20 protein-coding genes and 1 pseudogene are annotated in these 26,202 nt (G+C 36.6%); all 21 read right to left on the reverse strand.

All coding sequences use genetic code 11. The features are described from left to right. Positions 1-95: 95 nt before the first annotated feature. Positions 96-1,550: a sulfatase-like hydrolase/transferase gene (locus J2Y60_RS10360; protein WP_309917330.1), complete on the reverse strand. Its 1,455-nt coding sequence runs from the start codon at positions 1,548-1,550 to the stop codon at positions 96-98. 2 nt (positions 1,551-1,552) lie between these two features. After that, positions 1,553-3,121, reverse strand: coding sequence for an arylsulfatase (locus J2Y60_RS10365; protein WP_309917333.1), 1,569 nt, complete (start codon positions 3,119-3,121; stop codon positions 1,553-1,555). Positions 3,122-3,123: 2 nt separating this feature from the next. Next, positions 3,124-3,543, reverse strand: coding sequence for a rhodanese-like domain-containing protein (locus J2Y60_RS10370; protein WP_309917337.1), 420 nt, complete (start codon positions 3,541-3,543; stop codon positions 3,124-3,126). Positions 3,544-3,680: 137 nt separating this feature from the next. After that, positions 3,681-5,552 (reverse strand): arylsulfatase, encoded by a 1,872-nt coding sequence (locus J2Y60_RS10375; RefSeq protein WP_309917340.1) that lies wholly within the window; start codon positions 5,550-5,552, stop codon positions 3,681-3,683. 15 nt (positions 5,553-5,567) lie between these two features. Next, complete coding sequence (locus tag J2Y60_RS10380) at positions 5,568-5,741, reverse strand: hypothetical protein (RefSeq protein WP_309917357.1); 174 nt, start codon at positions 5,739-5,741, stop codon at positions 5,568-5,570. 118 nt (positions 5,742-5,859) lie between these two features. Further along, a complete protein-coding gene (locus J2Y60_RS10385; protein ID WP_309917360.1) occupies positions 5,860-7,143 on the reverse strand; it encodes a hypothetical protein in 1,284 nt (427 codons plus the stop codon). 60 nt (positions 7,144-7,203) lie between these two features. Next, positions 7,204-8,610, reverse strand: a complete 1,407-nt coding sequence (locus tag J2Y60_RS10390) for a DUF1254 domain-containing protein (RefSeq protein ID WP_309917363.1) — start codon at positions 8,608-8,610, stop codon at positions 7,204-7,206. Between the two features lie 35 nt (positions 8,611-8,645). After that, positions 8,646-10,265 (reverse strand): sulfatase-like hydrolase/transferase, encoded by a 1,620-nt coding sequence (locus J2Y60_RS10395; protein WP_309917366.1) that lies wholly within the window; start codon positions 10,263-10,265, stop codon positions 8,646-8,648. Between the two features lie 97 nt (positions 10,266-10,362). After that, positions 10,363-11,280 carry a DUF4350 domain-containing protein gene (locus J2Y60_RS10400; protein WP_309917369.1) on the reverse strand — a complete coding sequence of 306 codons (918 nt, stop codon included), beginning with the start codon at positions 11,278-11,280 and terminating at the stop codon, positions 10,363-10,365. 25 nt (positions 11,281-11,305) lie between these two features. Beyond that, positions 11,306-12,073 (reverse strand): DUF2490 domain-containing protein, encoded by a 768-nt coding sequence (locus J2Y60_RS10405; RefSeq protein WP_309917372.1) that lies wholly within the window; start codon positions 12,071-12,073, stop codon positions 11,306-11,308. Between the two features lie 99 nt (positions 12,074-12,172). After that, positions 12,173-14,479 carry an arylsulfatase gene (locus tag J2Y60_RS10410; protein WP_309917374.1) on the reverse strand — a complete coding sequence of 769 codons (2,307 nt, stop codon included), beginning with the start codon at positions 14,477-14,479 and terminating at the stop codon, positions 12,173-12,175. Positions 14,480-14,597: 118 nt separating this feature from the next. Next, positions 14,598-15,989: pseudogene (locus J2Y60_RS10420) on the reverse strand (sulfatase). 19 nt (positions 15,990-16,008) lie between these two features. Then, on the reverse strand, positions 16,009-16,479 hold the full coding sequence (locus J2Y60_RS10425) for a hypothetical protein (protein WP_309917377.1): 471 nt from the start codon (positions 16,477-16,479) through the stop codon (positions 16,009-16,011). Between the two features lie 96 nt (positions 16,480-16,575). After that, positions 16,576-18,144, reverse strand: coding sequence for a RagB/SusD family nutrient uptake outer membrane protein (locus tag J2Y60_RS10430; RefSeq protein WP_309917380.1), 1,569 nt, complete (start codon positions 18,142-18,144; stop codon positions 16,576-16,578). A gap of 113 nt (positions 18,145-18,257) precedes the next feature. Beyond that, positions 18,258-21,329, reverse strand: coding sequence for a TonB-dependent receptor (locus tag J2Y60_RS10435; RefSeq protein WP_309917383.1), 3,072 nt, complete (start codon positions 21,327-21,329; stop codon positions 18,258-18,260). Between the two features lie 145 nt (positions 21,330-21,474). Beyond that, positions 21,475-22,185, reverse strand: a complete 711-nt coding sequence (locus J2Y60_RS10440; protein WP_309917386.1) for a thioredoxin domain-containing protein — start codon at positions 22,183-22,185, stop codon at positions 21,475-21,477. Positions 22,186-22,220: 35 nt separating this feature from the next. Then, complete coding sequence (locus J2Y60_RS10445) at positions 22,221-23,123, reverse strand: sterol desaturase family protein (protein ID WP_309917388.1); 903 nt, start codon at positions 23,121-23,123, stop codon at positions 22,221-22,223. 179 nt (positions 23,124-23,302) lie between these two features. After that, positions 23,303-23,476: a hypothetical protein gene (locus J2Y60_RS10450; protein WP_309917390.1), complete on the reverse strand. Its 174-nt coding sequence runs from the start codon at positions 23,474-23,476 to the stop codon at positions 23,303-23,305. Between the two features lie 26 nt (positions 23,477-23,502). Further along, complete coding sequence (locus tag J2Y60_RS10455) at positions 23,503-23,625, reverse strand: hypothetical protein (RefSeq protein WP_309917393.1); 123 nt, start codon at positions 23,623-23,625, stop codon at positions 23,503-23,505. Between the two features lie 82 nt (positions 23,626-23,707). Continuing rightward, positions 23,708-24,631, reverse strand: a complete 924-nt coding sequence (locus tag J2Y60_RS10460; protein ID WP_309917396.1) for a hypothetical protein — start codon at positions 24,629-24,631, stop codon at positions 23,708-23,710. A 460-nt stretch (positions 24,632-25,091) separates the two neighbouring features. Continuing rightward, a complete protein-coding gene (locus J2Y60_RS10465; protein ID WP_309917399.1) occupies positions 25,092-26,180 on the reverse strand; it encodes a formylglycine-generating enzyme family protein in 1,089 nt (362 codons plus the stop codon). Positions 26,181-26,202 lie beyond the last annotated feature (22 nt).

Genomic DNA, 26,202 nt, shown 5'->3' on the forward strand with positions numbered 1-26,202 from the left:
GAAACTATCAATTAAAAGAGCAGTCAGAAAACTAATTTCTGACTGCTCTTTTAATTGATAAAACTAATGAGGACTGAGGTTTTTCTCATGAAAAATCAACTATACCCATTCCAAAAAGAACTAAAGGTATCAGCAAACTCAACCTTCAATTTTAATAATTCAGCTTTTAAGGCTTGTTTTTTAGCCTTACATTCAGGCTCATCTGCCAAATTGTGCATTTCCCAAGGGTCTTCTTTAAGGTTAAATAATTGCGTATGTCTATTACCATCCACGTTATATTCCAACAATTTAAAACCGTCTTTTTTCACTCCTCTTTGAAAATGTTTGAAGGCAAAATACAAAGCACGTCTTAAAGGAGTTTTTGGGTCTTTAAAAGCTTTTGCTAAACTTATACCTTGTACAGAAGACGGAATCTTAACATCAGATTTTTCAGCCAAAGTAGCATAAATATCAGAGAGATAACAATAACCATCAACCTTTTGATTTTTAGGAATGCCTGGTCCTGAGAAAATTAAGGGTACTCGGTTACTGTGTTCATAAATACTTTGTTTACCAAATAAACCATGTTGCCCTATAGCTAACCCATTATCGCCTGCAAACACAATGAGTGTATTTTCCGCTAAACCATTTTCGTAAACGGCTTTCACAATACGTCCAATCTGGGCGTCTAAGTGAGAGATAGTTGCATAATATTCTTTTATCTGACGTATAGTGTCTTCTTCTGTTCTTGGAAATGGCGCTAATAATTCATCCCTTACTTTTAGTTCTCCGTTATCAAAAGGATGTTGTGGTAAAAAGTTAGGTGGTAGGCTTACTTTTTTATCCGCATACCATTGATTATACTCGGCTGGAGCCCGTCTTGGATCATGGGGCGTAGTAAAAGCCGTATAAATCAAAAAAGGTTCTTTTTTATACTTCTCTATAAAATGAATCGTTTCGTCTGCGAACAATTCTGAGCTATGCTTGCCTTTAGACTCATTTACTTTATTTGGAGCATAATTATTGTCTTTTGGCCCCCCGTAGCTGTTATCTGCCTTGTAGTCTTGTACAGGAAGATTATACTGGTCTCCCATGCCGCCGAAAAATACTTTTGCACCATCAGAAAAAGCACGATTATAAATAGTAGTACCATTGTGTTGTTTACCAATTCCAACGGTATTATAATTATTTTTTCTCAACAACTCTGGAAAAGTCACATAGTTGTTGAAAATATCAAAACTGAATTCTTGATTATCTCTTGCCTGACGGTCAATGCTAAACAGGGTTCTGCCTGTCAATAACATGGCTCTGCTGGGCTGACATATTGCTCCTGATAAACCGCCAAAAACGTGAGCTTGTGTAAAAGCTGTTCCGTTCTTGACCAATGCATCTAAATTGGGCGTAATAATATCTTTATTCCCCAAAGCCCCAATGGTATCGTGGCGTTGGTCGTCTGATAATAAAACGATAATATTTAATTTTCGCTCTTCCGCCAATCCTTTTAAAAAAGGATGCAAAGCCAGAGAAGCTCCCAATAAGGAGCTATTTTTGATAAAATTTCTACGGTTCATACTCATTTGATTTTATTCCAATCTTGTACCCCTACTTTTTTAGACCAGATTTCATGTTCAGCCACTAGTTTTTGAAGTATAATTGGGTTGTCTTTTGCCTTGTTTTTTGTTTCAGTTCTATCATTGACAAGGTTGTATAACTCCCAAGGTTGGTTATTTTCGGCCACAGCTTTCCAATTTCCTTTTCTGATAGCTTTACTGCCTTCATGTTCCCAGAATAGCGTTTTTTGTGGTGTTGTTTTACCTTCAAAAATAGCTTTAAGACTTGTACCTTCTAAAGGAGTTAAGCTTTTCTCTTGAAAAGTAGTTGGGTATTTAACGCCCGCTAAATCTAGGCAAGTAGGAAAAATATCAATCAAATGGCTAGGGCGAGTACTTTTGCTACCAGCTTTGATATGATTAGGGAAATAGGCAATAAATGGCGAAGCTATGCCACCCTCATGTGTATTTTTCTTAAACAGCCTAAAAGGCGTATTGCTAACATTTCCCCAAGGACTTTCGTAGCTATCTATTGATGCAACCGAACCAGCTTTTCCATTTTTTTGAGTAACATAATTCCAGTTTTTTACATCGTCGGCACTGCCTCCATTATCCGAAAGGAATAATACTATCGTATTTTTGTCTTCTCCAAGTTGTTTTATTTTTTGTAACACTTCCCCAATACCAGCATCCATTCTATCAATCATGGCAGCATAAATTGCCATGCGAGTATCCCATTTGTCTTTTTCTTCAAGGGTTAATTTTTCCCAATCGGGCACATTTTCAAAACGATTAGATAATGCCCACTTTTGGTCTATAATACCCTTTGTTTTTAATGCTTTGTATCGTTTTTCACGAAGTTTATCCCAGCCATCCAGATACTTGCCTTTGTACTTTTCAATATCTTCAGGTAAAGCTTGAATAGGCCAATGAGGGGCATTATACGTTAGATATAAAAAGAAAGGTTTATTATTTTTATGTTGTTTGTCTAACGCATTGATAGCAAAATCAGTAATGGCTTGTGTAAGATATTTTGAGGTATCTGAGCGAGTAATTTCCTTACCGCCTTCTAAAAAAGTAACAATTCGCCCATCATTATACAGTGGTTGCGAATTGAAATAGCTACTGCCGTTGTTTTGCAAAGTAAAAGATTCATCAAAGCCACGATTGACAGCCCACGCTGATGGTACTAAACCCACGTGCCATTTACCTGAAACAATGGTTGAATATCCTGCTTGCTTTAATGCTTGCCCGATTGTAATACAATGGTCATTCAGATAGCCTTGATAGGACGGAAAACCTTTGTCTTGTACCATATCACCAATACCTGCTTGGTGCGAATACAAGCCTGTGAGTAAAGAAGCCCTAGAAGGACAACACCGCCCAGCATTGTAAAATTGAGTGAGAATTAAACCGTTCTTGGCAAGTCTATCTAAATTTGGAGTGTTGATTTCAGAACCAAAGGCTCCAATATCAGAAAAACCTAAATCGTCAGCTAGGATGATGACGATATTAGGTTGCTTCTTCTGGGCTAATAATAGCTGAGGAATGGAGCTAAACAATAGCCCAATAAGTATAATTTTCTTTAACATTTTTATTTTTCTACAGGTAATCCTTTTAAGACCAAACTATCTAATGCGCCAATATTATATCCAAAATTATAGCCAAATGTTTGTAAAGTATCTGCCGCTTTGCCACTTCTATTACCAGAGCGACAATAAAGGTAAATCTTCTTTGATTTGTCTAACTGCTTGATTTCATCCGCAAATTTTTCAGAACGAATATTGATATTTTGAGCGTACAGTAGATGTTTTGTGCCATATTCTTCGGGTGTTCTGACATCAACTAAATAGGCTTTCCCTGTTTTGATTTCTTTCAGAATTTTCTTGCTTAATTGCTCTGTAACAACTACTTTATTAGCAGTTTTTTGGGTGTACGACTGATGTGTTGCCGTTTGTGCATTAGCTACGATTACTGTTGCAACAAGGATAAATGTTAAAAGATATTTTTTCATATATTTTGAGTGTTTTCTTTTTGGTTCATGACTATCAATATTATAAATCTGATGATTGAAAGCCTTATGCACAGAATTGTGAGTTAGTGATTATTACAAGATTAATAATCACTAACTCACAATTGACTAATTAACAATTACTTACCACCACCACTCAACTGAAGTCTGAATCGTTCAGCAGCGTGTTGTACATCAATTAATGGATAAACATTATACTTAGCTGCATCAGCATCAAAAAGAGCCTTCAATTCTTTGAGTTTCTCAGGATACTTTTTAGCAAGGTTTACTCTTTCATTGAAATCTTCTGTCAGATTGTATAATTCCCATTCGTCTTTATCAGGATTGTTTTCGATAACAGGAAGAGTTTCGCCTTTAAAGCCAAAGGTTTCTAATGTATTTGGGTGATGTGCAGCACCCGCTTTCCAACCATCTTTATAAATGGCTCTGTTACCAAAAATGGTAAAGTACTGCTGTGTATGTTGCTCAGGAGCCTTAGCATTATCGAACGAATACACCAAACTTTTTCCATGAATTGGGTCTTGCTTGATACCTTTGATTACCTCTGGTTGAGTAACGCCTGTGATTTCTTCAATCGTTGGAAGAATATCAGTTACATGACCAAACTGAGTACGAATAGCTCCTTTTTCTTTGATACCATTCGGGTAATGAACAATTAGGGGATTGTGTGTTGCTCCTTCAGCATTGGCATCACTTTTCCAGAATTTGAAAGGCGTATTCGTTGCCTGAGCCCAACCTAAAGGATAGTTAGCTAAACTTAATACATTAGGTGTTCCGATTTTGTCGTATTCTGTCAAGATATATTTTTTGTATTCTTCTCGTGTTATTCCTTCTGCTCCAAAACGTAGATTTTTATTGGTTACACCATATTCAGTACCTTCTTTGCTACCTCCATTATCACCAATGATTACAAAGATTGCTGTATTATCTAATTGATTGGTTTCTTTCAAATGATTCACCAAACGACCCACTTCATAATCAGTATATTCCAAGAAACCGGCATATACTTCCATAAAGCGTGCATACAAATGTTGTTCTTCGGCAGGTAAATCTTTCCAAGCTTTGATAAAATCATTTCTGTCAGGTAAAACAGCATTAGCTGGAATTACACCTAACTTTTTCTGATTGGCAAAGACTTGTTCTCTGAAAGCATCCCAGCCAGCATCAAATTTCCCTTTGTATTTATCAGACCAAACTTTATCTACTTGATGCGGAGCATGTGTAGCACCCGGAGCGAAGTACAGAAAGAATGGTTTATTAGGTGCAAGCGTTTTTTGCTTAGTAATATAACTAATGGCTTTGTCTGTCAATTGTGCTGTTAAGTGTCTTCCATCTGGTTTAATATGCAAGTTATCTTCCACTAAATCAGGCTTATACTGGTCAGTAGCACCACCCAAGAAACCAAAATTATGGTCAAATCCTTTGCCTGATGGCCAGCGGTCGAAAGGTCCCAAATCTGTACTTTCTTCGTCTGGGGTCAAGTGCCATTTTCCTAATTGATAAGTACTATACCCATTTTCACGAAGCACTTCTGCAATGGTTCCTTTAGTAGGTTTGATATGTCCGTCATAACCAGGATAATCAGCCGAAAGATAAAAATGAGGGAATAGCCCCATGCCTACAGAGTGATGATTACGACCTGTTAACAAAGCTGAACGAGTAGGAGAGCAAATGCCTGTTGTATGAAAATTAGTATAACGAAGACCACCCTTGGCTAATGCTTCAAAATTAGGTGTATTGATTACTCCTCCAAAAGCACTAGAAGCACCATAACCAACATCATCTAATATAATTACGACCACATTGGGTGAGCCTGCTTTGGCTTTTTTCAAATAGTCTATTTTATAAGGCGTTGAGGTAGTGTGCGATTTAGTAATTTTTCCTTTCCATTCCTGCTCGGCTTGGGCAAAGACATTACTGGTTGACGTTATCAACATTGTTCCTGCTAAGAGGGATAAATATTGATTCATTTTTGGTTTAATTTTTTTCATAATTTTATCAATGGGTTAATTATATTGTTTATTCTGATTACTTACTTGATAACTATTGATTGCTTTAAGTTTATTTTGTTGCTTTTTCTTAAATAAATCTGGATTGCTGATAACAGTAATGAGCAAGATGACAAGGGGAGGAATCAGCCCTATAAATCTTGTTGAGAAGGAAGTGATAGTTGCTTTCATGATATTTAACTATATATATTCTATCGAATTAGTATTACATTTTCCATGAGAATTTAACGTTGTTTAGCAATAAACAGCCTCTTTCCTCAAAAAATCATTACTGTTATTCAGCTTGGAATTAATGTTTTAATTCATCCGAAATAAAGGTTTTTAGTGCATTGGAAACTTCCAATAATAATGCAGGAGAAGTATTGTTTTCATCATCAGTTTTCACATGGTGATAACGATGGGCATAAGCCAAACTAACTAGATTTTTATAGCCTTTTTCCTTGTATAAACCGCCTTCTCCACCTGCTTTTATCGTGGCTTTATTGGCTTCTGTTCCTTTCGCTTTTCTTGCTTTTAAATTAGCAAAGGCTTTTTCAAACGCGTTCGCTACTGATTCGTCATAATAGATTCCTCTGTTAGCATCTACTTCCTCTGTCTGGATATAAACGCCATTCTCTTTTTTCCATGCTTTTGCTGCTATAGCTGCCCCAAGGTGTATCCAAAGGCGAGTTTCTTCAGGTTTAGGGGCTGCTTTCTCCGCAAATGTTAATGCGCCTAAATTGTCTAATTCATGACCAGAATTTCCTGTAAAGACAAAAGTATAATCAGTAAACTGAGAACGATTTTTACTCACCCATTCTGCTAAGCTTAACCATGTCGCCAAGCCAGGGCCACGTTCACCACCACAAGTGTACCAGCCACTGATAGGCGTTGAAATCACTACGTATTGCTTCCCATTACCGATTTTCCCAACAATATTTCTAGCTTTAATTGGTTTACTATAACCTTTTATGGTAATAGCAACTTCTGTCCCCGACTTTATTACATCATTAAAAACCGTTGAATCTTTTGAGGCTACTTGCCATACTGGTATGCTCCAAGGTTTAGTATCTTCTCGTGTATTATGGGCTACAATTTCACCAGTATTACTGGGTGTAATTGCCACAATACCCTTCGCACCTGCTTGAATGATTTTTTCAAGGTGCTTTTCGATAGCCTCGTTCAATGCACCGCCTGAAATAGGGAGCTTGGTCAATACCAATTTCCCTTTTAGCTTGCTTACATCCGTTGTTTTATCACCATCAATTAATATTCCTTTTTGTGATTGATTCACTTTGGGGTCAACAGGCCAAAGCGGTAATAGGTCTAATTTTTTATTATCAGCAATAATATTACCGCCTTCAAAAAAAAATTGATTCACAGGAAAATTGACAAATTCCGTGCGGAAGCCTATTTTGTCTAATTCGGTTTTTAACCATTGCGAAGTAGCAAAATCAACCTTTGTACCAGTGCGATGTTCGCCCAGAGAAACAAACTTTTTGACTGTAGCAAACAAATCTTCTCCTCCTTTATGCTGTGCAGATGCAACACTTATCACGCCTAAAAGGAGTATTGTACTTAATATTTTTTTCATATTTTTGATATTTATGCGATACACTATAGTCTCAGAGTATATTTGCCTATAGCTTATTATTTAAAGCACAATTTTTCTTATTGCTGGTTTTACCCAATTGCCCGTTTTTAAATATTCATCTGTTGCCCAATAGATTCTCACAGATAAATTGAAATCCTCTTTAGGAGCAGGTAGCCAATTGTTTTCTTTATCCGTACCTGGGCTATCATGTTGAATATAGATATCCAATGAACCATCAGCATTATATTTGAGGTTACTTCTGTCGCCAATGGCATATCTACGAATAGCATTCTCGGTTAGATAACCAGCTTTATCATAAAGTGTGATTGACCAAAAGGCTTTGGCTGGAGGCGTTTTATTAGGCTCAAAATGAATGACATACTGATTTTCACCATTGAGTGGTTTGTGGTCAGTATCTTCACGATAACCTTGGTAAACAGCATCTTCTGGCCCTAATGCTCCTAATCCAAAATAGGCTACAGCAGCTCTCTTTTGATAGTTTGTACCATAATGTCCAATGGTTACGTCAGGTTTGTTTTCGTTATTATTGGTAAGAATTGTTCTTGCTTTTTCTAAGGTATTTATTACTTCTATAGGTAAGTTTTGTAAAGCAGTTTGAGTTGTTTGATCAAACGTATTTAGCGAGAATTTTTGTCCAGCTTTAATGCCAATTTTGGCAAATCTGTCTATTACTTTCTTGTCTGCTTCCAACGCAGGATTTTTTACTAAAAGCTCATTTAAATAAGTGAAATATTCTTCAGTGGTTAGTTTTTTAAGGGCTTCTACTACATTTCGTTTAGCTTTTAATACTTGGATAGCTTCTGAAGATTCTACCGAATATGTAATTTTTGGGAATGCCGTAACTTCATTTTTGTCTAATTGACTTAATGGTCTCAATTTCAAACCATCTTGAATTTTACTAACAAAATTTTTTCCGTCTTCTGGACTATTTACTTGTATTCTACTGATAATCCAGACTACATCCGTGGGTGATTTTACTTCTTCAATCCCTTTTGGTAAAACACCTTTCCATTTCGGCCCTGTTATGATATATCGTTGGGCTTTTGTTCCAGTAGTTCTTTTGCCAAACGAAGCAAAAACGTTTGTCCAAGCATCCATCAGCGGTACCACTGCGTAGCGATCTTTTGTATCAGGAATCTCTAGAATAATAGGTTCTGTGCCTAAATCAAGAAAAGCTGAAGAATAAAAAGTATCATTATTAGGACGCACAACGGCTTTAAAAGTATGGTCAGGGAAAGCCCTGCTATGATGAAATTGATTAGAAGGTCTGCTACCTACAATTCGAGTTAAATCTGTCAGCACTAAAGGCAAACCATAAATATATGCTTCTTTGGCTATCGCCACCGTTTCTGTATCCGTACTATTAACTATCTGAGCTTTCAACAAAGGGATTGATGAAAGGATAAGTGACGTAGTTAAAAATTGTCTTCTATTGATATTTTCCATTTTAATAAATAATGAGTTAGTGATTGCAGTATATTTTATAAATCCACCAAATACTTGTCTTTGCCAAAATTGAATTCATAGTGCATTAAGCTAGGCCACAGCGGTTTGATAAGTCCCTTTTCCCATGTTTGTAAAGCCGCTTGTAGTTCTTGTACTTTAGCAGGGTTTTGTGACGCAACATTTGTGCTTTCAGATTTATCTTTCTGTAAATTGTACAACCATTGTTGTTTGTTTTTACCACTAATGACCAACTTCCATACTCCGCTACGAATTGCCTTGGCATCTCCCGAACGCCAGAAAAGCGCTTTATGAGCCTCTTGATTTTTATTTACTTTTTCTATCAAATTAACACCATCGTAAGTACGGTCTTGTGGTAGTTTTGCACCAATGACAGCAGCAACGGTACTGAAAATATCCAAGGAGCTAACAGGCTGTTGGTAAACCGTATGGGCTTTGATTTTACCCTTCCATTTCAGCACAAACGGGACGTTTATACCTCCCTCGAAATGCGAAAACTTTCCACCTTTAAGGGGTGTATTGGTAGTAGCATGTGTATATGTTGCTCCGCCATTATCACTAGCAAAAACAATCAGCGTATTTTCTTCTAATCCTTCGGCTTTTACTTTTTTCAGAATACGAGCAATCGCATCATCCAAAGCTGAAATCATCGCATAATACACTCGCTTATTTTCATCTTTGACGTGTGCAAAGCGGTCATAATATTGTTTTCTTACCTGAAATGGTGTGTGTGGAGCATTGAATGGAACATATAATAGAAAAGGCTTCTTCTTATTTTTATCAATAAAAGCCTCTGCTTCCTCGGCAAATTTTTCTGTTAAAAAGGCTTTCTCTTCAATAATTGTCGTGTCTCTGCGAATTTTCCCTGTACCCACACGACCATTTCCCCAGATTACTTTATCTGTGAAATCAGTATGGTGATGGTTAATAAGGTCAGGGGAATCCTCAGGAGCATATAATGAAAATGCTTGATAAAAACCATAGTGATAGTCGAAGCCACGTTCTAAAGGAGTGAAGCCTTTCGTATGTCCTAAGTGCCATTTCCCGATAATACCTGTTGCATAACCCTCTTTTTTAGCTAAATCAGCAAAGGTGATTTCCGACTGTGGCAAGCCTTGTGATGCAATAGCATTGCTATTAGGATACTCAATTTTAGGATTTGGGTGCCAATCGTTCGTATTGAGGATGTATTTAACCGTTAAATATTCTAAATTATTTTTGGGGTAGCGGTCTCCTGGCTGTAATTCATGTCCAAAGCGTTGTTGATATCTCCCCGTCAGTAAGCCTGCTCTTGAAGGAGAGCAGATAGGAGCAGATACATAGCCGTCAGTAAAGGTAACGCCTGAAGCAGCCAAAGAGTCGATAGTAGGAGTAGGGGCTGATTTGCCTCCGTACAATGAAATATCATATTTCCCTAAATCATCTGCCAATAAAATAATAACATTGGGCCTAGGTTTTGATGAACTGCTAGAATCAGGGTTGGCCAGAAACTCACGCTTCCCTTCTGCCAAGGCTTTATCAACTTTTACCAATGTATCATCTGTATTGATAGGACGAAGTAAATACACTGTTGAAATGCCCACTACTATTAGTATGGGTAATCCTATTTTTATTATTTTCTTTTGAAAAAGTGCCATTCTTAAACCGTGATATTTTTAAACTATTGAAAAGTGGATAGCTGTTTATTGTTTTGGAAGATATTCAATGATTTGATGATAATCTTGGCTATTCATGCTATTCTTTCTTATCTAACCAGTGAATAATATTTAATAGAAAAGCTAAGTTTTGGTCGGCCTCTGGGGCATTTAAACCAAAGCCTTTTTTATCTTTTCCTTTTAATTGCGCGGTAAACTGTGCTGCTTCGCCAAATACGGCTACTCGTCCTTTTCCAACTGATAAAACTGCTCCTTGGGATAAACCTTTGGCTGATATTCTAGGTGTTTTAGGACTAAATTTCCAAGCAGTATCAGGTAATAACACAATGTATTTATCATCAAATGTGAGCAATGATTTTGCCTGTGATGGAATTTTAAAAGCCTGTCCCGTAAAGGTTACTATGTGGTCAATTTTGTTAGTGATTTGATGTTCTTTTAAAGAGCCAGCTTTCTTTGTGAACGTGTCTAACTCTTTCTTTTTATTAGGGTCTTTGCCAGTAGTTGTGTCTGTTGCAAAACCATTATAGAAGGTAAACCCAAAGGCTTTACCTAGTTCACTTGCTGCCCCAGGAAAAGGCTGATGGTCGGCAATGAGTAGTAATGACCCTCCCTTTTCAACCCAATTTTTCACGGCAATAATTTCTTTTGGAGTAAAAGCCGATGGATTAGGCACTACCCATTCCGTAGTATCACTCGGATGAATGGCATTAGCAATCACTAGTATTTTAGCTTTATTAATGCTTTCCTCTGAAAAAGCTTCCTTGTTTGCTGATACTTCGTAACCATCTTTTCGCAATACTTTGGCAAAAGCAAGGTAGCGATTACTAGCTGTATGAAAATTATAATGAGCTTCATCAATTTTTACAGATGAACCTTTCCCAAACGGATAGGCTGAGCTACTTATATTAGGTTCGTAAGTGGTATCCTGTATCTGTTGAGCTAAGCTAGCACTGGAAAAAATCAGAGCTAACAAGGCAATTATAACATTCTTTTGCATGACTTTAATTACTACGTTTTAAGCACTAATTTCTCTGTTTCTTAAATTGGCTAAAAAGATTATCTAAGGTTAATACGCCCCAAATAATATTTGAATAATCTATTTCATTTCCTGAATTTCTTTCTTGTATGCCCCATATATAACCAAGACTTGTTTTTATATTTTTGGTTAGGGGATAGTTAAAGCCTAGGTAAACTCTGTTTTGGTCGAAAATATTGGGGTTACCCTGTACTGCTTTACCAAACTGGATAAATATCTCATCATTAGCTACCAAGGTTACAGGCTTTGGCAACCATGCTGGTTTAATGGCTTTTTCAAGTCGAAGCATATACCGAACGCGCCAATTGGGCTGAAATACTCCATTATTCAATAAATCTCTTTGTCGATACTCAAGTCCATACCTATTGATTAAATTGAAATATCTACCTTTTACCTCATTATCAATTCTTGCTGAAACCCGCCATTCTGTAATTTCTGGTTTCTCGATGTCAGTTGGTTTTGCAACCAAAATCCAACTTTTAAAATATCCAAGCGGAGAAAACGAAAATTTTGTAGTGGGTGAAACTGTGAAATGTAACCAGCCCCAATAGCTTGTAAATTGATTGGTAGCAAATATATTTAAGTCTGATCGTTCAATATTTTGCCGTCTGTGCTGTAAATACAATTCCCATCTAACCTTTTTATTGATAGTATCAGTAAGGACTAATCTTCCCCACGAAAGATTATGATAATAGTTTTTTTGAGCTTGACTTGAAAATGCAACTAAGAGGAAAAAAAATAAGAATCGTTTCATATTGCCAATAAAAGCTCAAGTATTTTGGTTTAAATATTTTTTAGTCAGATAACTTATAAGCTGGCAAACGGCATTTACCAGCTTATTAAGTTGCTTATTCTACTTCAAATCAATCGTCACATTATTTATCTTTCCTGCATAACTAAATGGTACATTGTATTTTTCTGTTACGGCAGTAATTTGGTCTTTTCCCACTTCGATGCTTTCATAAAAGCCAACAGTTGGTAAAGTTCTCGTTACTTTTATGTCACCTACTTTTTTCTCGTTGATGTACAAAATAGCCGTTGCAGGAGCATTGTTGACATTCTCAACACCTTCGTAATTAAAGTCTACTTTCAAGATATTTTTCCCTGTTTTGATTGGCTCGCTTGAAGTAACATATACTTTTTCTTCGCCATTGTTGTAAGTAAACCACAATTGATTTTTCTGAACATATAAACTCAATCCGCCTGCTCTTCCTCCAATCGCTAATAATACACCATCAGCACCTTTTTCAGGTACAACTACATCAGCACTAATGCTTAATGAACGACCACCCAATTTTGGTGCAGAACCTTCAAATAACTGTGAAGTTTGCGGATATAAAACTAATTGTTTGCGGTTGTCAAAAATGGTTGGCGAAGGTGCTGGTACTGAACCAGTACCGTCTTTCAATGGGTATACATTGTATTTCCAAGCCTGAGCATCAAACAATTCTTTGAGTTCCTGTAGTTTCTCTGGATACTTGGTTGCTAAATCATTACGCTCATTGAAATCTTCGTTTAGGTTGTATAATTCCCATACATCTTTATCAAATGGCTGTTTTTTCACATGTAAAGTACCTGCTTTCCAACCATCTTTGTAAATCGAACGAGAACCCATAATTTCATAATGTTGTACGGTATGGCGAGAAGGCAAATTTGGATTGTTAATGCTAAAAGCCAAACTTGTTCCTTCAATTGGCTCTTGCGGATACCCATTAATTACTGTCGGTACTTTTGCACCAGTCAATTCAATCGTTGTTGGTAAAATATCAATCAAGTGCGTATATTGATTACGAATACCGCCTTTGTCTTTAATGCCTTTTGGCCAGAAAAGAATCAAAGGATTATGCGTTCCACCCTCTGAATTGGCATCTTGTTTCCAATGTTTGAAAGGTGTATTAGTAGCCTGAGCCCAACCCAAAGGATAATTTGGACTTGAATATTCTGTGCCGATTTGGTCAACTAAAGCAAGATTTTTCTTCAAACGTTGTTCTGGTGTCAAATCTGGATCATAATTACGATGCGCTCTTCCTTCAAAAGTTCCTTCTTTACTTGCCCCGTTATCTCCTACCGACACAATCACAAGCGTATTGTCTAGCTGACCGCTTTCTTTCAAGAAATTAAGTACTCTCCCAATTTCAAAGTCGATATGCGTTAAGAAACCTGCATATACTTCAAAGAATTTGGCATATACTTTCTTTTCATCAGGAGATAATGAATCCCATGCTTTTAAGCCCGGTCCACGTTCTGGTAAAACGGCATCTTTAGGAATTACGCCTAAACGCTTTTGGTTTTCGATAACGATTTCTCGGTATCTATCCCACCCAAAATCAAATTTTCCTTTGTATTGGTCACTCCAATATTTGTCAACTTGGTGTGGTTCGTGACCAGCCCCTGGGGTAAAGTATAAAAAGAATGGTTTTTCAGGAGCAAGTGATTTTTGTTCAGCAATTAGGTTAATGGCTTTGTCTGCCATTTGTGTACTGAATAATTTACCTTTTTCTGGAATTACTTTCTTGGTATCTTCCCAAACTACAGGGTTATATTGGTCGGTTGAACCACTTAAAAATCCGTAGTAATGGTCGAAGCCTCTACCAGTTGGCCAACGATTGAACGGCCCAATTGGCGTAGCATCTTTGGCTGGCGTCAAGTGCCATTTACCAACAGCATAGGTATTATAACCATTCTCACGTAGTATTTCAGCAATAGTAGCTTTTTCAAAAGGCATAAAGCCGTCATACCCTGGGGTTCCGCCACCTGTTTGTGGGAATAAACCCATGTGAACCGAATGTGAGTTACGCCCAGTCAACAAAGCTGCACGAGTTGGTGAGCAAATAGCAGTTGTATGAAAATTTGTATAACGCAAACCATTAGCCGCCAAACTATCCAACGTAGGCGTTTTGATTAAACCTCCATAAGTACTTACTGCACCAAAGCCTACATCATCGAGTAAAATCCAGACTACATTAGGAGCATTTTTAGGAGCTTGAGGAGAATGTTCTGTCCAAACTTCTTTCGTCTCTTGGAAAGTTTTACCCAATTTTCCTTGGAAAGGAAGCGTTGGATCGTGTTGTGCAAAAACACCTGAACTGGCTAATACCCCACCTAATAATAAGGAGGTCGTCAGTTTAGAAAAACGTTTTACTTTTTTTTGAATAATCATAATGCTTTTCAATGTTAATATTATATCTATCGACTTTATATATTAATTGAGGAAGTTCAAAGAGGATCTGAAAAGAAAGCCTTTATACAGGATATTATATTGCACAACCTGTGAATTGTTACTTCTTCAATTCTGGATGACGCTGGAAATATTTTTTGATATGTACATCATCAGCAGGTAAACGCTGTGGTAATGTTGCTACATTTTGACCAATGCTTTTTGCTTTTTTATCTAAAGCCGCTAACAATTCAGCTACTTTTTCAGGATTGCTTATGTATAAGTTTTTAGTTTCTGATACATCATCTTTCAAATTGAATAAAAAAGCTTCTGTAGCTGGAATATCTTTTCCGCTTAAATAATTTTTAGAGGCTGGTTGTGCTAAACGAATTTTCCAATCTCCTTTTCTGAAAGCTTCTATTTTACCGTTTGAATAGTAGATAAATTCGTCCCCTTTTCTTTTCCCATTGGCTGTTAATATTTGGCTAACATCTTCACCATCAATCGGATTAGGTAAAGTAGCTTGATAACCTGCTAATTTTAAGATGGTAGGAAAAATATCTAAATGCAAGGCTAATTCTTCATAAACACTTCCAGCTTTGATTTTTGATGGCCATTGAAAAACAGTTGGCACTCGCTGTCCACCTTCGAACGTTGTACCTTTACCATTTCTTAAATTTCCAGCCGAACCCCCTTCGATATCGAAGATTGTCCAAGGACCATTATCACTTGTAAAAATCACCAAAGTATTTTCTTCGATACCATTTTTTTTCAAGGCTTCAATTACTTGTCCTACACTCCAATCCAACTCTTCAATCACATCGCCATATAATCCTCTTTGAGATTTCCCTTCAAATGCTGGCGAAGCGTATAAAGGTAAATGTGGCATTGTATGCGGTAAATAGAGAAAGAAAGGTTCCTTTTTGTGTTTTTCAATGAAACTTATAGCTTCATCAGTATACGTTTTGGTGGTATAATGCTGATCAATATTGTATTGAACTACATCATTGCCACGCAAATAAACAGTTCCTTGCATATCGTTGCTGTAAGGAATGCCAAAGTATTCATCAAAGCCATTTTGTAGCGGTAAAAATTAGCGATGATGTCCCAAATGCCACTTTCCAATAATTCCTGTTGAATAACCTTTGGTTTTGAGGGCTTCGGCAATGGTCAGTTCTTCTTTAGGAATACCATTAAAACTTTCTGGAAAAAAAACACCATCAATTCCCTGACGACGAGGATAACGGCCTGTTAATAAGCCAAATCGTGAAGGACTACAAACGGGCGAAGTTGAATAGAAAGACGTAAATTTCAAGCCATTTGTGGCTAGTTTATCAATATTGGGCGTGCGTATATCCTTTGCTCCAAAGGTACCAATATCTCCATAACCCAAATCATCGGCCATGATGATAACAAAATTTGGTTTTTTGCTAGGAGCATTTTGAGCAATTAAAACCGAAGTGGATAATATACTGAGGAAAAAAGTAAGGATACTTTTAAATGAAAATCTCATGATAGCTTTTAAGTAGGAATTATTCAGCGAAACTTGAACGTAATTTTACACCCCATTTTCCATTTTCTTTAGTGACAACATACAGCGATTCGTACGTCTGAATCAATGAACCATCCGCACGATAGCGTGAGAATTGTGTATCAACATGCACTTTATCATCTGATGCTTGAATGATATTTCTATGATTCCACTTGCTATGATGCCAGCCCGTTTTGCCAAGTTGTATAAATACCGTTGAATCTAAAATACCTGCTTTTTCTAATACTGACATTTTGCCACTTGCCAAACGATAATGTGGGAAATGGTAAGTAGCCTGCCAAGCTTTAGCATCCTTTGCGTTGAAGGTATTCATATAGTCGTCCAATACTTTAAATACTTCTTTTTTTACCTCAGGATTACTTTCATGTGTGCCTTTTCCATCAAAAGTTTTCTTGACAAATGAGAAAAGCGTTACTGAAAACAGCAAACCTATAATGATATTTTTTTGCATAATTGAATGAATTCAAAAAAAAATAAAGATGTGTCTGTAATTTGTGAGTTGTGGACGAATAGTTACTTTATTCGTCCACAACTCACTCAATATCAATTATTTCCAAAGCGTATTTTGTTCCAATTTTGGATTATTATCAATCTCAGACTGTGGTATTGGGTACAAGCGATGCTTGTCTGTCGCATTGGTTTTACCAACCTTAACTAGGTTGCTCACAAACGTACTTTTACCTGTAGCATCTTTCTGGCGAATCAAATCGAACCAACGTTGGTATTCAAAGACTAACTCTAAACGGCGATCTAGATACAGGGCTTCACGGAATTGGTCTTTAGTCAGCCCTTCCGTAAGGTTGGGCAAGCCTGCTCTGTTTCTAACTTTATTCAAAGATTTATAGGCCTTAGCTGTAGGACCATTCAATTCATTTTCAGCTTCTGCATGAATTAGTAATACTTCTGCATAACGAATGATGGCTACGTTTGCCGCAGATTCACTAGTCAATGAAAGTGAATTCGGATCCCAAGTTTTATTAAAAAACGGAGTTGAGTCATTCGGTACGGCAGTGTTTACAATTGGTAAAGCGTATTTTCTACCATTTGTAGGGCTAGTAAAGTTGGTAACAAACGTTACTCTTTTCCTTTTATCGGTAGGCTGATACAACTTATATACACTAAAGAATTTATCATTACCTACAGTATAAAAACGAACCATATCAGCATAAGCCCCCGTCAAACCTGGAATACCCGTCAAGATTGAGCGTGGATTTTGGTTATTCCCTTGTCCCAAAGAGTTTGATTTGAACTGAGCCGAGAAAATATGCTCTTTACCGTTTTTGGTTGCTGGTAAAAACACATCTGCATAATTAGCAAACAAGTCGTAGCCATAAGCTCCTGTGCCACCATCAGCAGGGGATAATACTTCTTCAGCTTTTTTAACAGCATCCTGATAGTGTTGTGTTAGATTCAGTGGCAAAGATGCCTTTGTTAAATAAACTTTAGCCAACAAAGCTTTAGCTGCCCCAGCAGTGGCTCTACCTACATCGGGTGATGAATATGAAACTGGTAAAGTACTAGCTGCTTCGGTTAAATCTTTTTCAATTTGCTGATATACCTCTGTTGAAGGCGATTTAGCAATGGCGTAATCGCCTGCGTTAACATATTTCTGATAGCTTGTAATCAAAGGAACATCTCCATACAAACGTACCAAATTGAAGTAGTATAGAGCTCTCAAAAATTTAGTTTCTGCCAACAATCTATTTTTTAGTGTAGCATCAAAAGTAATGCTAGGGATTTTTTCTAAAGCAACATTCGCTTTTTTAATAGCAGCATAGTGCTGTTGCCATAATTCATATACACGAAGATTAGAAGATGAATGTGCCAAAACTGCTAACGAACGAACATCTGGGTTTGTAGCTCCTGGTCCTGGGTCTTCATCATCTCCGGCCATATTCATACCTGTATTGAACAAGGTATTGTAGGGTGTTTGAACAGAACTTCCACCTGAATTTAATAAGAAGTAAACAGCATTTACGGCGTTAATAGCATCTGTTTGAGTTTTGTAATATTGTTCTTCAGAAATAATTGACTCAGGACTTTCTTTTAAAAATGATTGGCAAGAGCTAGCAGCAAATCCTACGCTAGCAAGAGCTATATATTTGAATAATTTCATGATGATCTAATTTAAAATGATAAAATGGCTTTCGGGTTTCAGTCATCGGCTTTCAGCTAATGGATAAATACGTTATAGATTTAATCCGAAAGCCGACACCTGATAGCTGAAAGCTAGAATGATAATGATATCCCAACTTGATAAGACTTATTGTTTGGATATACACCGGAGTCAATACCTTTGTTAATCAATGATTGACCGTTCAAACTTACTTCTGGGTCATAGCCAGTATATTTTGTCCAAGTAGCAGCATTTTGTGCCGATATATATACTCTTAAGCTTTTGATATTGGCTTTTTTGACAATTTTAGCTGGAATTGTATATCCAAGCGAGATATTTTTCAAACGATAATATGTAGCATCTTCGATAAAACGATCTGAAATAGTAATAGCAGGGTCTTGATAAGCTGCCTTTACATCTGTATTGGTATTGGTTGGCGTCCATCTGTTTAATAAATCAGTAGAAGCATTTACATAACCCGTACCCAATTCAAGGTTAGCTCTGTTGGCATTATAGATTTTACCTCCAATAGACGCTTGGAAGAAAATAGCTAAGTCAAATCCTTTGTAATTGAAAGTGTTGGTTAACCCTGCTGTAAAAGCGGGTTGGTTTGAAATCACCACACGGTCGTAAGCCTGACTGATTACACCATCTGGAACACCATTCGGTCCACTGATATCTTTGTATTTTTGCCCACCTGGACTTTTGTTAGCTTGTGGTGTAAGAGCAACATCGCCAGATTGGATAATGCCATCTGTTTGATAAACAATGAATGACCCCAACGGATAGCCTACTTTTGCAATAGAAGGAGAAGAAATAGAAGGAATGATTTGATCTACACCGTCGCCAAGATTTAAGATTTTATTGCTGTTGTTAGAATATACTAAAGTAGTATTCCATTTCAAATCGCTATCAATATTGTGTGAATTGATATATAGTTCAAATCCTTGGTTGGCCACAGCTCCGATGTTTTGGTAAATAACAGAAGCTTGTCCGTTATAAAAATCAGATAGTCCAGAAGTACCCGGTACTGTTCTTGTCAACAATAAATCGGTTGTTTTTTTGTAATAATAATCTGCCACAAGCGAAATACGGTTATTGAAAAGACCCACATCAATACCCCCATCAATTTGGAAGGTTTTCTCCCACCCTAAATTCGGATTAGGTACAGTATTGGGTGCATAACCCGAAACCGTTGTATTAGAGAAGTTGTATCGGAAATAGCTTAACTGAGATAATGATTGATATGAAGGAATATTTTGGTTACCCGTCGAACCAGCGCTCAATCTTACTTTAAAGCTACTAACGTTCTTAACATTTTGGAAGAATTTCTCATTACTCACATTCCATCCAAAGGCCGCAGAAGGGAAATATCCCCACTTATTGCCATCTCCAAATCTTGATGAACCATCCGCACGAAGTGTCAACGTTACCAAATATTTATCATCATGAACATAGTTTACTCTTCCTAAATAAGAAGCTAATGCCCATTCGCTCGCAAATGAGCTTGGTGTTCTAGCAGTAATTCCTGTACCTAAGTTATTATATGAAAAGGCATCAGTAGCAAATCCAGCAGCCTCGGCTACTGCTCCCTTTGATTTTGACTGCTGTGCAGTAAAACCCACAACTGCATTGATTTTATTTTTAGCATCAATCTCTTTGTCATAGCTTAATGTATTCTCATTCAGCCAGTTGCTAGTGAAAGCAGTACCCACGATAGCGTCACCAGAAAGTGCTAAACCTTCCGCTGTACTGCTTGGCAAGTAACGATTCTGTTTGTTATCAACGATATCAATACCAAATAACACTTTTGCTTTCAAACCTTCAGCAAGCGTATATTCACCCGCTACGTTTCCTAAGATACGGTTGGTAATTGTTTCATTCAATTGATTGTATAAAGAGTTAATCGGGTTTTGTAAGCCTGACTCAAACGGGCTGTTTACTACAAAAGTACCATCGTCTTTATAAATAGGCAATGACGGAGGAGTAAGTAGTAAATTACCTACAATAGCCGCTGGTGCTACTTGTGATTTAGTTGTACTTACTGATAAGCTAGATGTGATTTTAAAGCGTTTATTATAGTCGTGGTCTAAGCCAAATCTACCTGAGTAACGGATGAAATCAGTATTTTGAAGTACACCATCTTGTTTAAAGTAGTTTCCTGAAATCGATAATCTTGTTTTATCTGACCCCGAAAGGATTGATAAACTATGGCTTTGAATGGCTGCTTTTCTGAATGCAGCTGCTTGCCAGTCTGTTCCAACACCCGAAGTATCTAAAGAATAGCCTGTAACCGATGGTAGAGATGTTGTCTTACCTGAGTTTTTAGCAGCGTCTTTTCTAAGTGCCCACCAGTCTCTTGCATTCAAAACAGGTAGTGTTCTGATTACCTCTTGAACACCATAGTAAGCATCATAATTAATAGAAGATTTTCCTTTTGAACCATTTTTAGTAGTTACAATCACAACTCCATTAGCACCACGTGAACCATAAATAGCAGTAGCCGAAGCATCTTTTAACACATCTATTGATTCTATGTCAGCTGTATTAATCGATGATAATGGGTTGATTTTTGAACCATTGGTTACACCAGCATCATTCAATGAATAATCATTGTTGATAGGAAAACCGTCAATCACGTATAATGGATCACTACCAGCAGTGATAGAATTGTTACCACGGATTTGAACACTAACCCCACCGCCTGGCTGTCCTGAAGTTTGCGTAACGATTGCACCAGCAACAGAACCTTGTAAAAGACGTTCTACGGAAGCCACTGGCTGAGATTTTATTTCTAAAGGTACTGACGCAATTGAACCTGTAATGTCGCTTCTTTTCTGAGTACCGTAGCCAACTACAATTACTTCATCAAGGCGTTGTCCTTTTGATTCTATCAAAGAAATGTTAAGATTTTCAAATTCAATAATTTCTATTTCTTTTTTCTTGTATCCTACAAACGTAGCGATAACAGTAAACGGAGGTTTTTGAGAGGTTTTGAGGATAAACTTACCATTAACATCGGTTGTAACCCCTATCGAGGTTCCTTTTATTGCTATTGCTGCCCCTATGATTGGTTCTTTCGTTCTGGAATCAATAATTTTTCCTGTCAATTGTTGAGATTGAGCCTTCATCGAAATGAAAACTAATGTCAACATAAAAATTAATCTTAGTAATTTGTTTTTCATTTTTATTCTATGGATTATATATACTATTAAAGGGTTTCATTTATTACAAAATGAATACGGGGGTAACAGTAAGGGTTATTTGATTATAATAAAGTTTAATCATCGGATATAGCAATTACTACCTATCCGATGATTTAAGAAAATACTACAAGGCTTGTGCCAGAGCAGTATCTAAAACACCTTTCAATTCAGCAATTCCACTTTTTTCAAAAGTCACTTTCCCTTGTTTATACAAAATAAGATAAGGGAATGAAGTAACCTTCTTCAAGGATGCGATTAATTGTGGACTTTCTTCTAGGTCTATTTCCACAATTTTTAGTGCATCACCATGTTCTTTTCTCAAGGTTTCCAGTACAGGTTTTACTTTTTTACATGACCCACAATATCTTGATCCAACATCTACTAAAACAAGTTTGTTAGAAGCTAAAATATTGTTAAAATCATTGAGTGTTAATCCTTTTTTAGCAGTAGTAAAAACCGTTTTGCCTTGCCCAACCCATGCACCAATGCCACCATCTAATACATACACTTCTTTGAAACCTTTACTTGCCAAGTCTTTTGCAAATACTACACTTCTGCCATTAGCGATTGAATAAACAAACACTGGCTGGCTAGGATTAAGTTTTTCAATAAAAGATGCATCTTGAGGAACTAGATTGATTGCTCCATTGATATGGTTTTGAGTAAACTCTTCCGCACTTCTGGCATCAATAATCTGCGGTTTTGCTTGTTGCTGAATTTTTGAAGCAAAAATAGCTGCTGAAACTAAGTTATTTGTCTCTGTATCGCTTTTCTGAGCCAATACAGTAGTACTCAATACTAGTGATAGTACAATAAATTTTAAGGTCTTAATCATTGTTATGAATTTAAGATTTGAATAATGTTTAGTAATTAAGCGTATTCCAATGCAACTGGCACTGATGACGGCTCATCTTCTGCTACTTCAGGCCCATTAGCTGATAATTCGCTTCCTTCTTTTTTAGATTTTAAAATTGGCCACAATAACTGTGCGTACCATTCTTCACTTTGATAGTTTTTGATACCATAAGCTGCAGGATACTGTCTGGTAATGAGTGCCGTACCGAAAATAATGTCCCATAAAAAGAACATATTGCCGAAGTTTCCTTTGTAATGACCAACACCATCGTCCGTTGAATCAGCGTGGTGTGCATGGTGAGTAGCGGGTGTTGAAATAGTACGTTCTAATACCCATGCTACAGGATGTAACCATTTGTTTTCGTAAAATGGTTTATCCCATTTTATACTTGAGTGAGCCAATTTAGTAATCAACGATTTCAGTCCTTTTACAAATAAGGCTGGATAGCCCAAACCTAAATAAACCAATACGGTAGTTACGTAAGACTGTGAAAAGAAAATCGTGTAAATAATATTTTGTCTCGAAGCCATAGCCATGCCCATATATGGAGCAGAATGGTGTGTACGATGAAAACGCCACATAAATGGTACTTGGTGGTGTAAACGGTGATACCAATATTGTGTTAAATCATCATAAATAGCAATAATTAACGCACCGAAAACGAAGGGAATCCAAGTAAATTCATTTTTGGCATGAGGTAACACAAATGGTAATACTTTCAACCCGAAATATGCGACTACCGGGCCAACTACTAATTTGGGTAATGTATAGCAAGCAATGTCTAATAGTTTTTCGTTATTATTCCATTTTTTGCCGTATAGACCCAAAGAGAATTCTGCAAAGCCTAAAATAAATGTTAATGCTGTAAGGCCCCAGCCGTTAAGGTTTTTAAAAATTTCTTCGATAAAATGTACCATATTATTTGTTAGCTTTAAGGTAAATATTAGTCATATTAATATATAGATTTAATAGATTAAAAAGGCGAGAACATTTACTTATTACAAGAAATCTGGAACGAACCAAAATATTTTCAATGATTAAATATTATTTATATCTTTTGTCTAGCGTCTTCCATATCATGTTTTTATATATCTATCTATTCCTTGGCACTGGCAGAAGTAGTTGTTGTGTCTTTTACTTTATTAAGCCAAGGTTTTTCACCTTTATAATAGAACCATCCCCAAAGTAAGATAACAGGGAGTGCGTAAATAAATAGACTAATTAATGCGTCTCGAAAAATTTTCCGAGCAAGGCTTTTTTCTAAGGTCATTTTGAGTGATTTTAGGAAATGGCTAATTAATTTAATAAATGTTCTACCAATAAAATACCTCCCGTTAGGATAGTAACTGGTATTAAAAATACAAGGATACTGATAAGCACTTTTTTCCCAATAGTGCTAAAATCTTGAAGAGTCATCATACTGCGTATAAATTAGGTTCAACTACATCAGCCTCAAACAGGCTGATGTAGCGATATGAAAAGAAGTAAGACAAAGAAAAGGCTAATTTTTGCTCTTAAATGAATTGTTTGATTCTACAAAAGCACTTTTATTATCATTTGCATCATTCAAGCCTACAAAGCCTAATTCTTTGACGTAAGCTTGTCCTTCATGTTTTGTCCAGTTCACAAAACGCTTCAATTCTTCATTTTCAGCATTTTTATGTGTGATAAAATACACGTTTTCTGTAGGTATAGCTTTGCTAGTAGGGTTTTTTTCTAAGAACGAAATAAGTAAATCTAAGTTTCCATAAATTTGTTCTTCTTTATCCAATTTCCCATTGTTGTTTAAATCAATCGGGAAGATAGTAAAGTCTTTCAAAGGCTGTCTTGTTTGTAAATCATATAAGTAACCTAGGTTATTATACGTAATGCCTAGTGGATCACGTTTAATAGCTTCTAATAAATTTTTGTCATCTCCTGTAATTCCTTTGCCTACAATGTTTTCAGCATCGTCTCCTAAATAACTAGCAAAAGAGATGGAAGAGCAAACTTTGCTAGCACGCGTATATACTTGGTATTTTGGTGCGTCTTTGTCTTGCTCAAGTGCATCTTCGGGGTCTTCTAAAAAGTATTTTTTCAATTCTTCTTTCTTTACACCTTTCTTTACTAATGTCTGAGCTAAAGGAGTCTTTTCATTACCAACGGGTAATAAGGCAAATCTGCTTACTGGTGTAATTTCTTTGTTATCACCAAACGCAGTTGGCTCAGCATGGTATGCGATGATCTGAATGGTAACAGATTCACCAGCATTTTTGGCTAATTGTACATCCGCTTTAGGATATATTTTTTTATACTCAGTAATCCATTTTTCAATAAGGGGATAGGTAAAGCGTGTTCCTCCTAAACTTACTTTATTATTATTGTCTTGGGCTTGGGCTGTCAATGCGCCAAGTAAAAGAAAAATACCTGTTAATTTTGCTTTCATTTTTTGATTTGTTTACGTTACATGTAAATAATTGTAAGGAATAAGCATACAAATACCTAGAAGCTCTGACCATAAAGCATATCAAGTATCTTGAATCTTATTTAAGAAAATAATTTGATGTTTGGCTATCAACAACAGCAACAGCAAGAAAAGGAAGCAAGAGATTGAACCACCTTGAGTGTGAAGTCGTGACCATTATTTTTTGAGCATTCCATTTGACTAACGCTTAATTAAAAGTTACGGTAAATTAGGCAATCATACATTGTTGGTGGCTAACAAGATAATTGCGATGAAATTATAAGTCTATAATTTCGATAGACAAAGATGGCTTAATGTTTTTAGAAAACCAAATATTTTCAAAAAAATATTCGGTCTAAAAAAATTAATTTACTGATAATCAACACAATGGAAAAATAATATTCAAAAAGTACAAATATTATTTCCAATATTTCAATGATTACTAATTTTTATCTTTTACACATCTAAATCCTAAATTATTACTAGCACTACTTGTTTCTCCTTTGCCTCTACTTCCAGCTATATAGCGTATACAATACTGATCACTGCATAGAAACGAACCACCTCTTTGCACGTGCTTTACTACGTTGGGCTCTTCGGGGTCATAGCTTGAACTAGGCCCTTTAGGATTAACTTTCGGACTGTTTTTGTAATAATCTGGTCTATACAAATCGCTACACCACTCCCAAACATTTCCATCCATGTCATATAATCCATAAGGATTCTTTGGGAAAGATTTTACGGGTGCTACATCATTGTAACCATCTTCTAAGGTATTGCCACTTGGGAAATTCCCTTGAAAAATATTAGCAAACCATTTATTGTTAGGCTTTAATACATTTCCCCAATAATATTTAGTAGCAGTTTTCCCCCCTCGTGCAGCAAACTCCCATTCAGCTTCAGTGGGTAATCGCTTACCTGCCCATTTGGCATAAGCTAGTGCATCTTCATAACAAACCTGTACAACTGGCTCATTTTCATGCCCCTTTATAGTGCTAGTAGGTCCTTTAGGATGTTGCCAGTTAGCACCAGCCACATAATCCCACCATTGAAGGTGATTATCCAATCCTACATTTTCAGTGGGAGGCGTAAAGACTGCTGAGCCTGCTACCAATTTATCAATCGATACTCCTGGATAATCTGCTGGATCTAAAGGACGTTCCGCTACAGTTTTATAGCCAGTTGCTTTTACAAATCGAGCAAATTCAGCATTGGTTACTTCATGCTCATCCATTAAAAAGCCTTTTACAGTTACCGTATGTTTAGGTTGAGCATCTGGATATTCATCAGTACCCATTGTAAATGTTCCACCCGGAATTTCTACCATATTTTGATAGCTTAGTGCCTTGCCTGCTGTAACATTGGTTTTATCAGAAGCAAACTTATTTTTAACAAAAGTTGGACTTTTTACTTTGCAAACGGCAATTTTATCTCCAGCAGCAGGTTTCTGTTGAACAGTCTGGGCATTGCCTTGGAGCATTAACCAAGCAAAACCACTAACTCCTAAAGCGGTATAAATTATTTTTCTCATGTTGAATAGTAGCTTTTTAGCA

The sequence above is a fragment of the Arcicella sp. BE140 genome (genome assembly GCF_031456255.1).
In the GTDB taxonomy this organism is placed as follows: domain Bacteria; phylum Bacteroidota; class Bacteroidia; order Cytophagales; family Spirosomataceae; genus Arcicella; species Arcicella aquatica.

Coding starts and splice junctions, on each gene's coding strand:
- J2Y60_RS10445 (WP_309917388.1), bottom strand. CDS start 23,123: ATGGTACATTTTATCGAAGAAATTTTTAAAAACCTTAACGGCTGGGGC.
- J2Y60_RS10385 (WP_309917360.1), bottom strand. CDS start 7,143: ATGAAAAAAATATTAAGTACAATACTCCTTTTAGGCGTGATAAGTGTT.
- J2Y60_RS10425 (WP_309917377.1), bottom strand. CDS start 16,479: ATGCAAAAAAATATCATTATAGGTTTGCTGTTTTCAGTAACGCTTTTC.
- J2Y60_RS10450 (WP_309917390.1), bottom strand. CDS start 23,476: ATGACCTTAGAAAAAAGCCTTGCTCGGAAAATTTTTCGAGACGCATTA.
- J2Y60_RS10455 (WP_309917393.1), bottom strand. CDS start 23,625: ATGATGACTCTTCAAGATTTTAGCACTATTGGGAAAAAAGTGCTTATC.
- J2Y60_RS10405 (WP_309917372.1), bottom strand. CDS start 12,073: ATGAAACGATTCTTATTTTTTTTCCTCTTAGTTGCATTTTCAAGTCAA.
- J2Y60_RS10390 (WP_309917363.1), bottom strand. CDS start 8,610: ATGGAAAATATCAATAGAAGACAATTTTTAACTACGTCACTTATCCTT.
- J2Y60_RS10365 (WP_309917333.1), bottom strand. CDS start 3,121: ATGTTAAAGAAAATTATACTTATTGGGCTATTGTTTAGCTCCATTCCT.
- J2Y60_RS10465 (WP_309917399.1), bottom strand. CDS start 26,180: ATGAGAAAAATAATTTATACCGCTTTAGGAGTTAGTGGTTTTGCTTGG.
- J2Y60_RS10430 (WP_309917380.1), bottom strand. CDS start 18,144: ATGAAATTATTCAAATATATAGCTCTTGCTAGCGTAGGATTTGCTGCT.
- J2Y60_RS10440 (WP_309917386.1), bottom strand. CDS start 22,185: ATGATTAAGACCTTAAAATTTATTGTACTATCACTAGTATTGAGTACT.
- J2Y60_RS10370 (WP_309917337.1), bottom strand. CDS start 3,543: ATGAAAAAATATCTTTTAACATTTATCCTTGTTGCAACAGTAATCGTA.
- J2Y60_RS10375 (WP_309917340.1), bottom strand. CDS start 5,552: ATGAAAAAAATTAAACCAAAAATGAATCAATATTTATCCCTCTTAGCA.
- J2Y60_RS10360 (WP_309917330.1), bottom strand. CDS start 1,550: ATGAACCGTAGAAATTTTATCAAAAATAGCTCCTTATTGGGAGCTTCT.
- J2Y60_RS10395 (WP_309917366.1), bottom strand. CDS start 10,265: ATGGCACTTTTTCAAAAGAAAATAATAAAAATAGGATTACCCATACTA.
- J2Y60_RS10435 (WP_309917383.1), bottom strand. CDS start 21,329: ATGAAAAACAAATTACTAAGATTAATTTTTATGTTGACATTAGTTTTC.
- J2Y60_RS10460 (WP_309917396.1), bottom strand. CDS start 24,631: ATGAAAGCAAAATTAACAGGTATTTTTCTTTTACTTGGCGCATTGACA.
- J2Y60_RS10400 (WP_309917369.1), bottom strand. CDS start 11,280: ATGCAAAAGAATGTTATAATTGCCTTGTTAGCTCTGATTTTTTCCAGT.
- J2Y60_RS10410 (WP_309917374.1), bottom strand. CDS start 14,479: ATGATTATTCAAAAAAAAGTAAAACGTTTTTCTAAACTGACGACCTCC.
- J2Y60_RS10380 (WP_309917357.1), bottom strand. CDS start 5,741: ATGAAAGCAACTATCACTTCCTTCTCAACAAGATTTATAGGGCTGATT.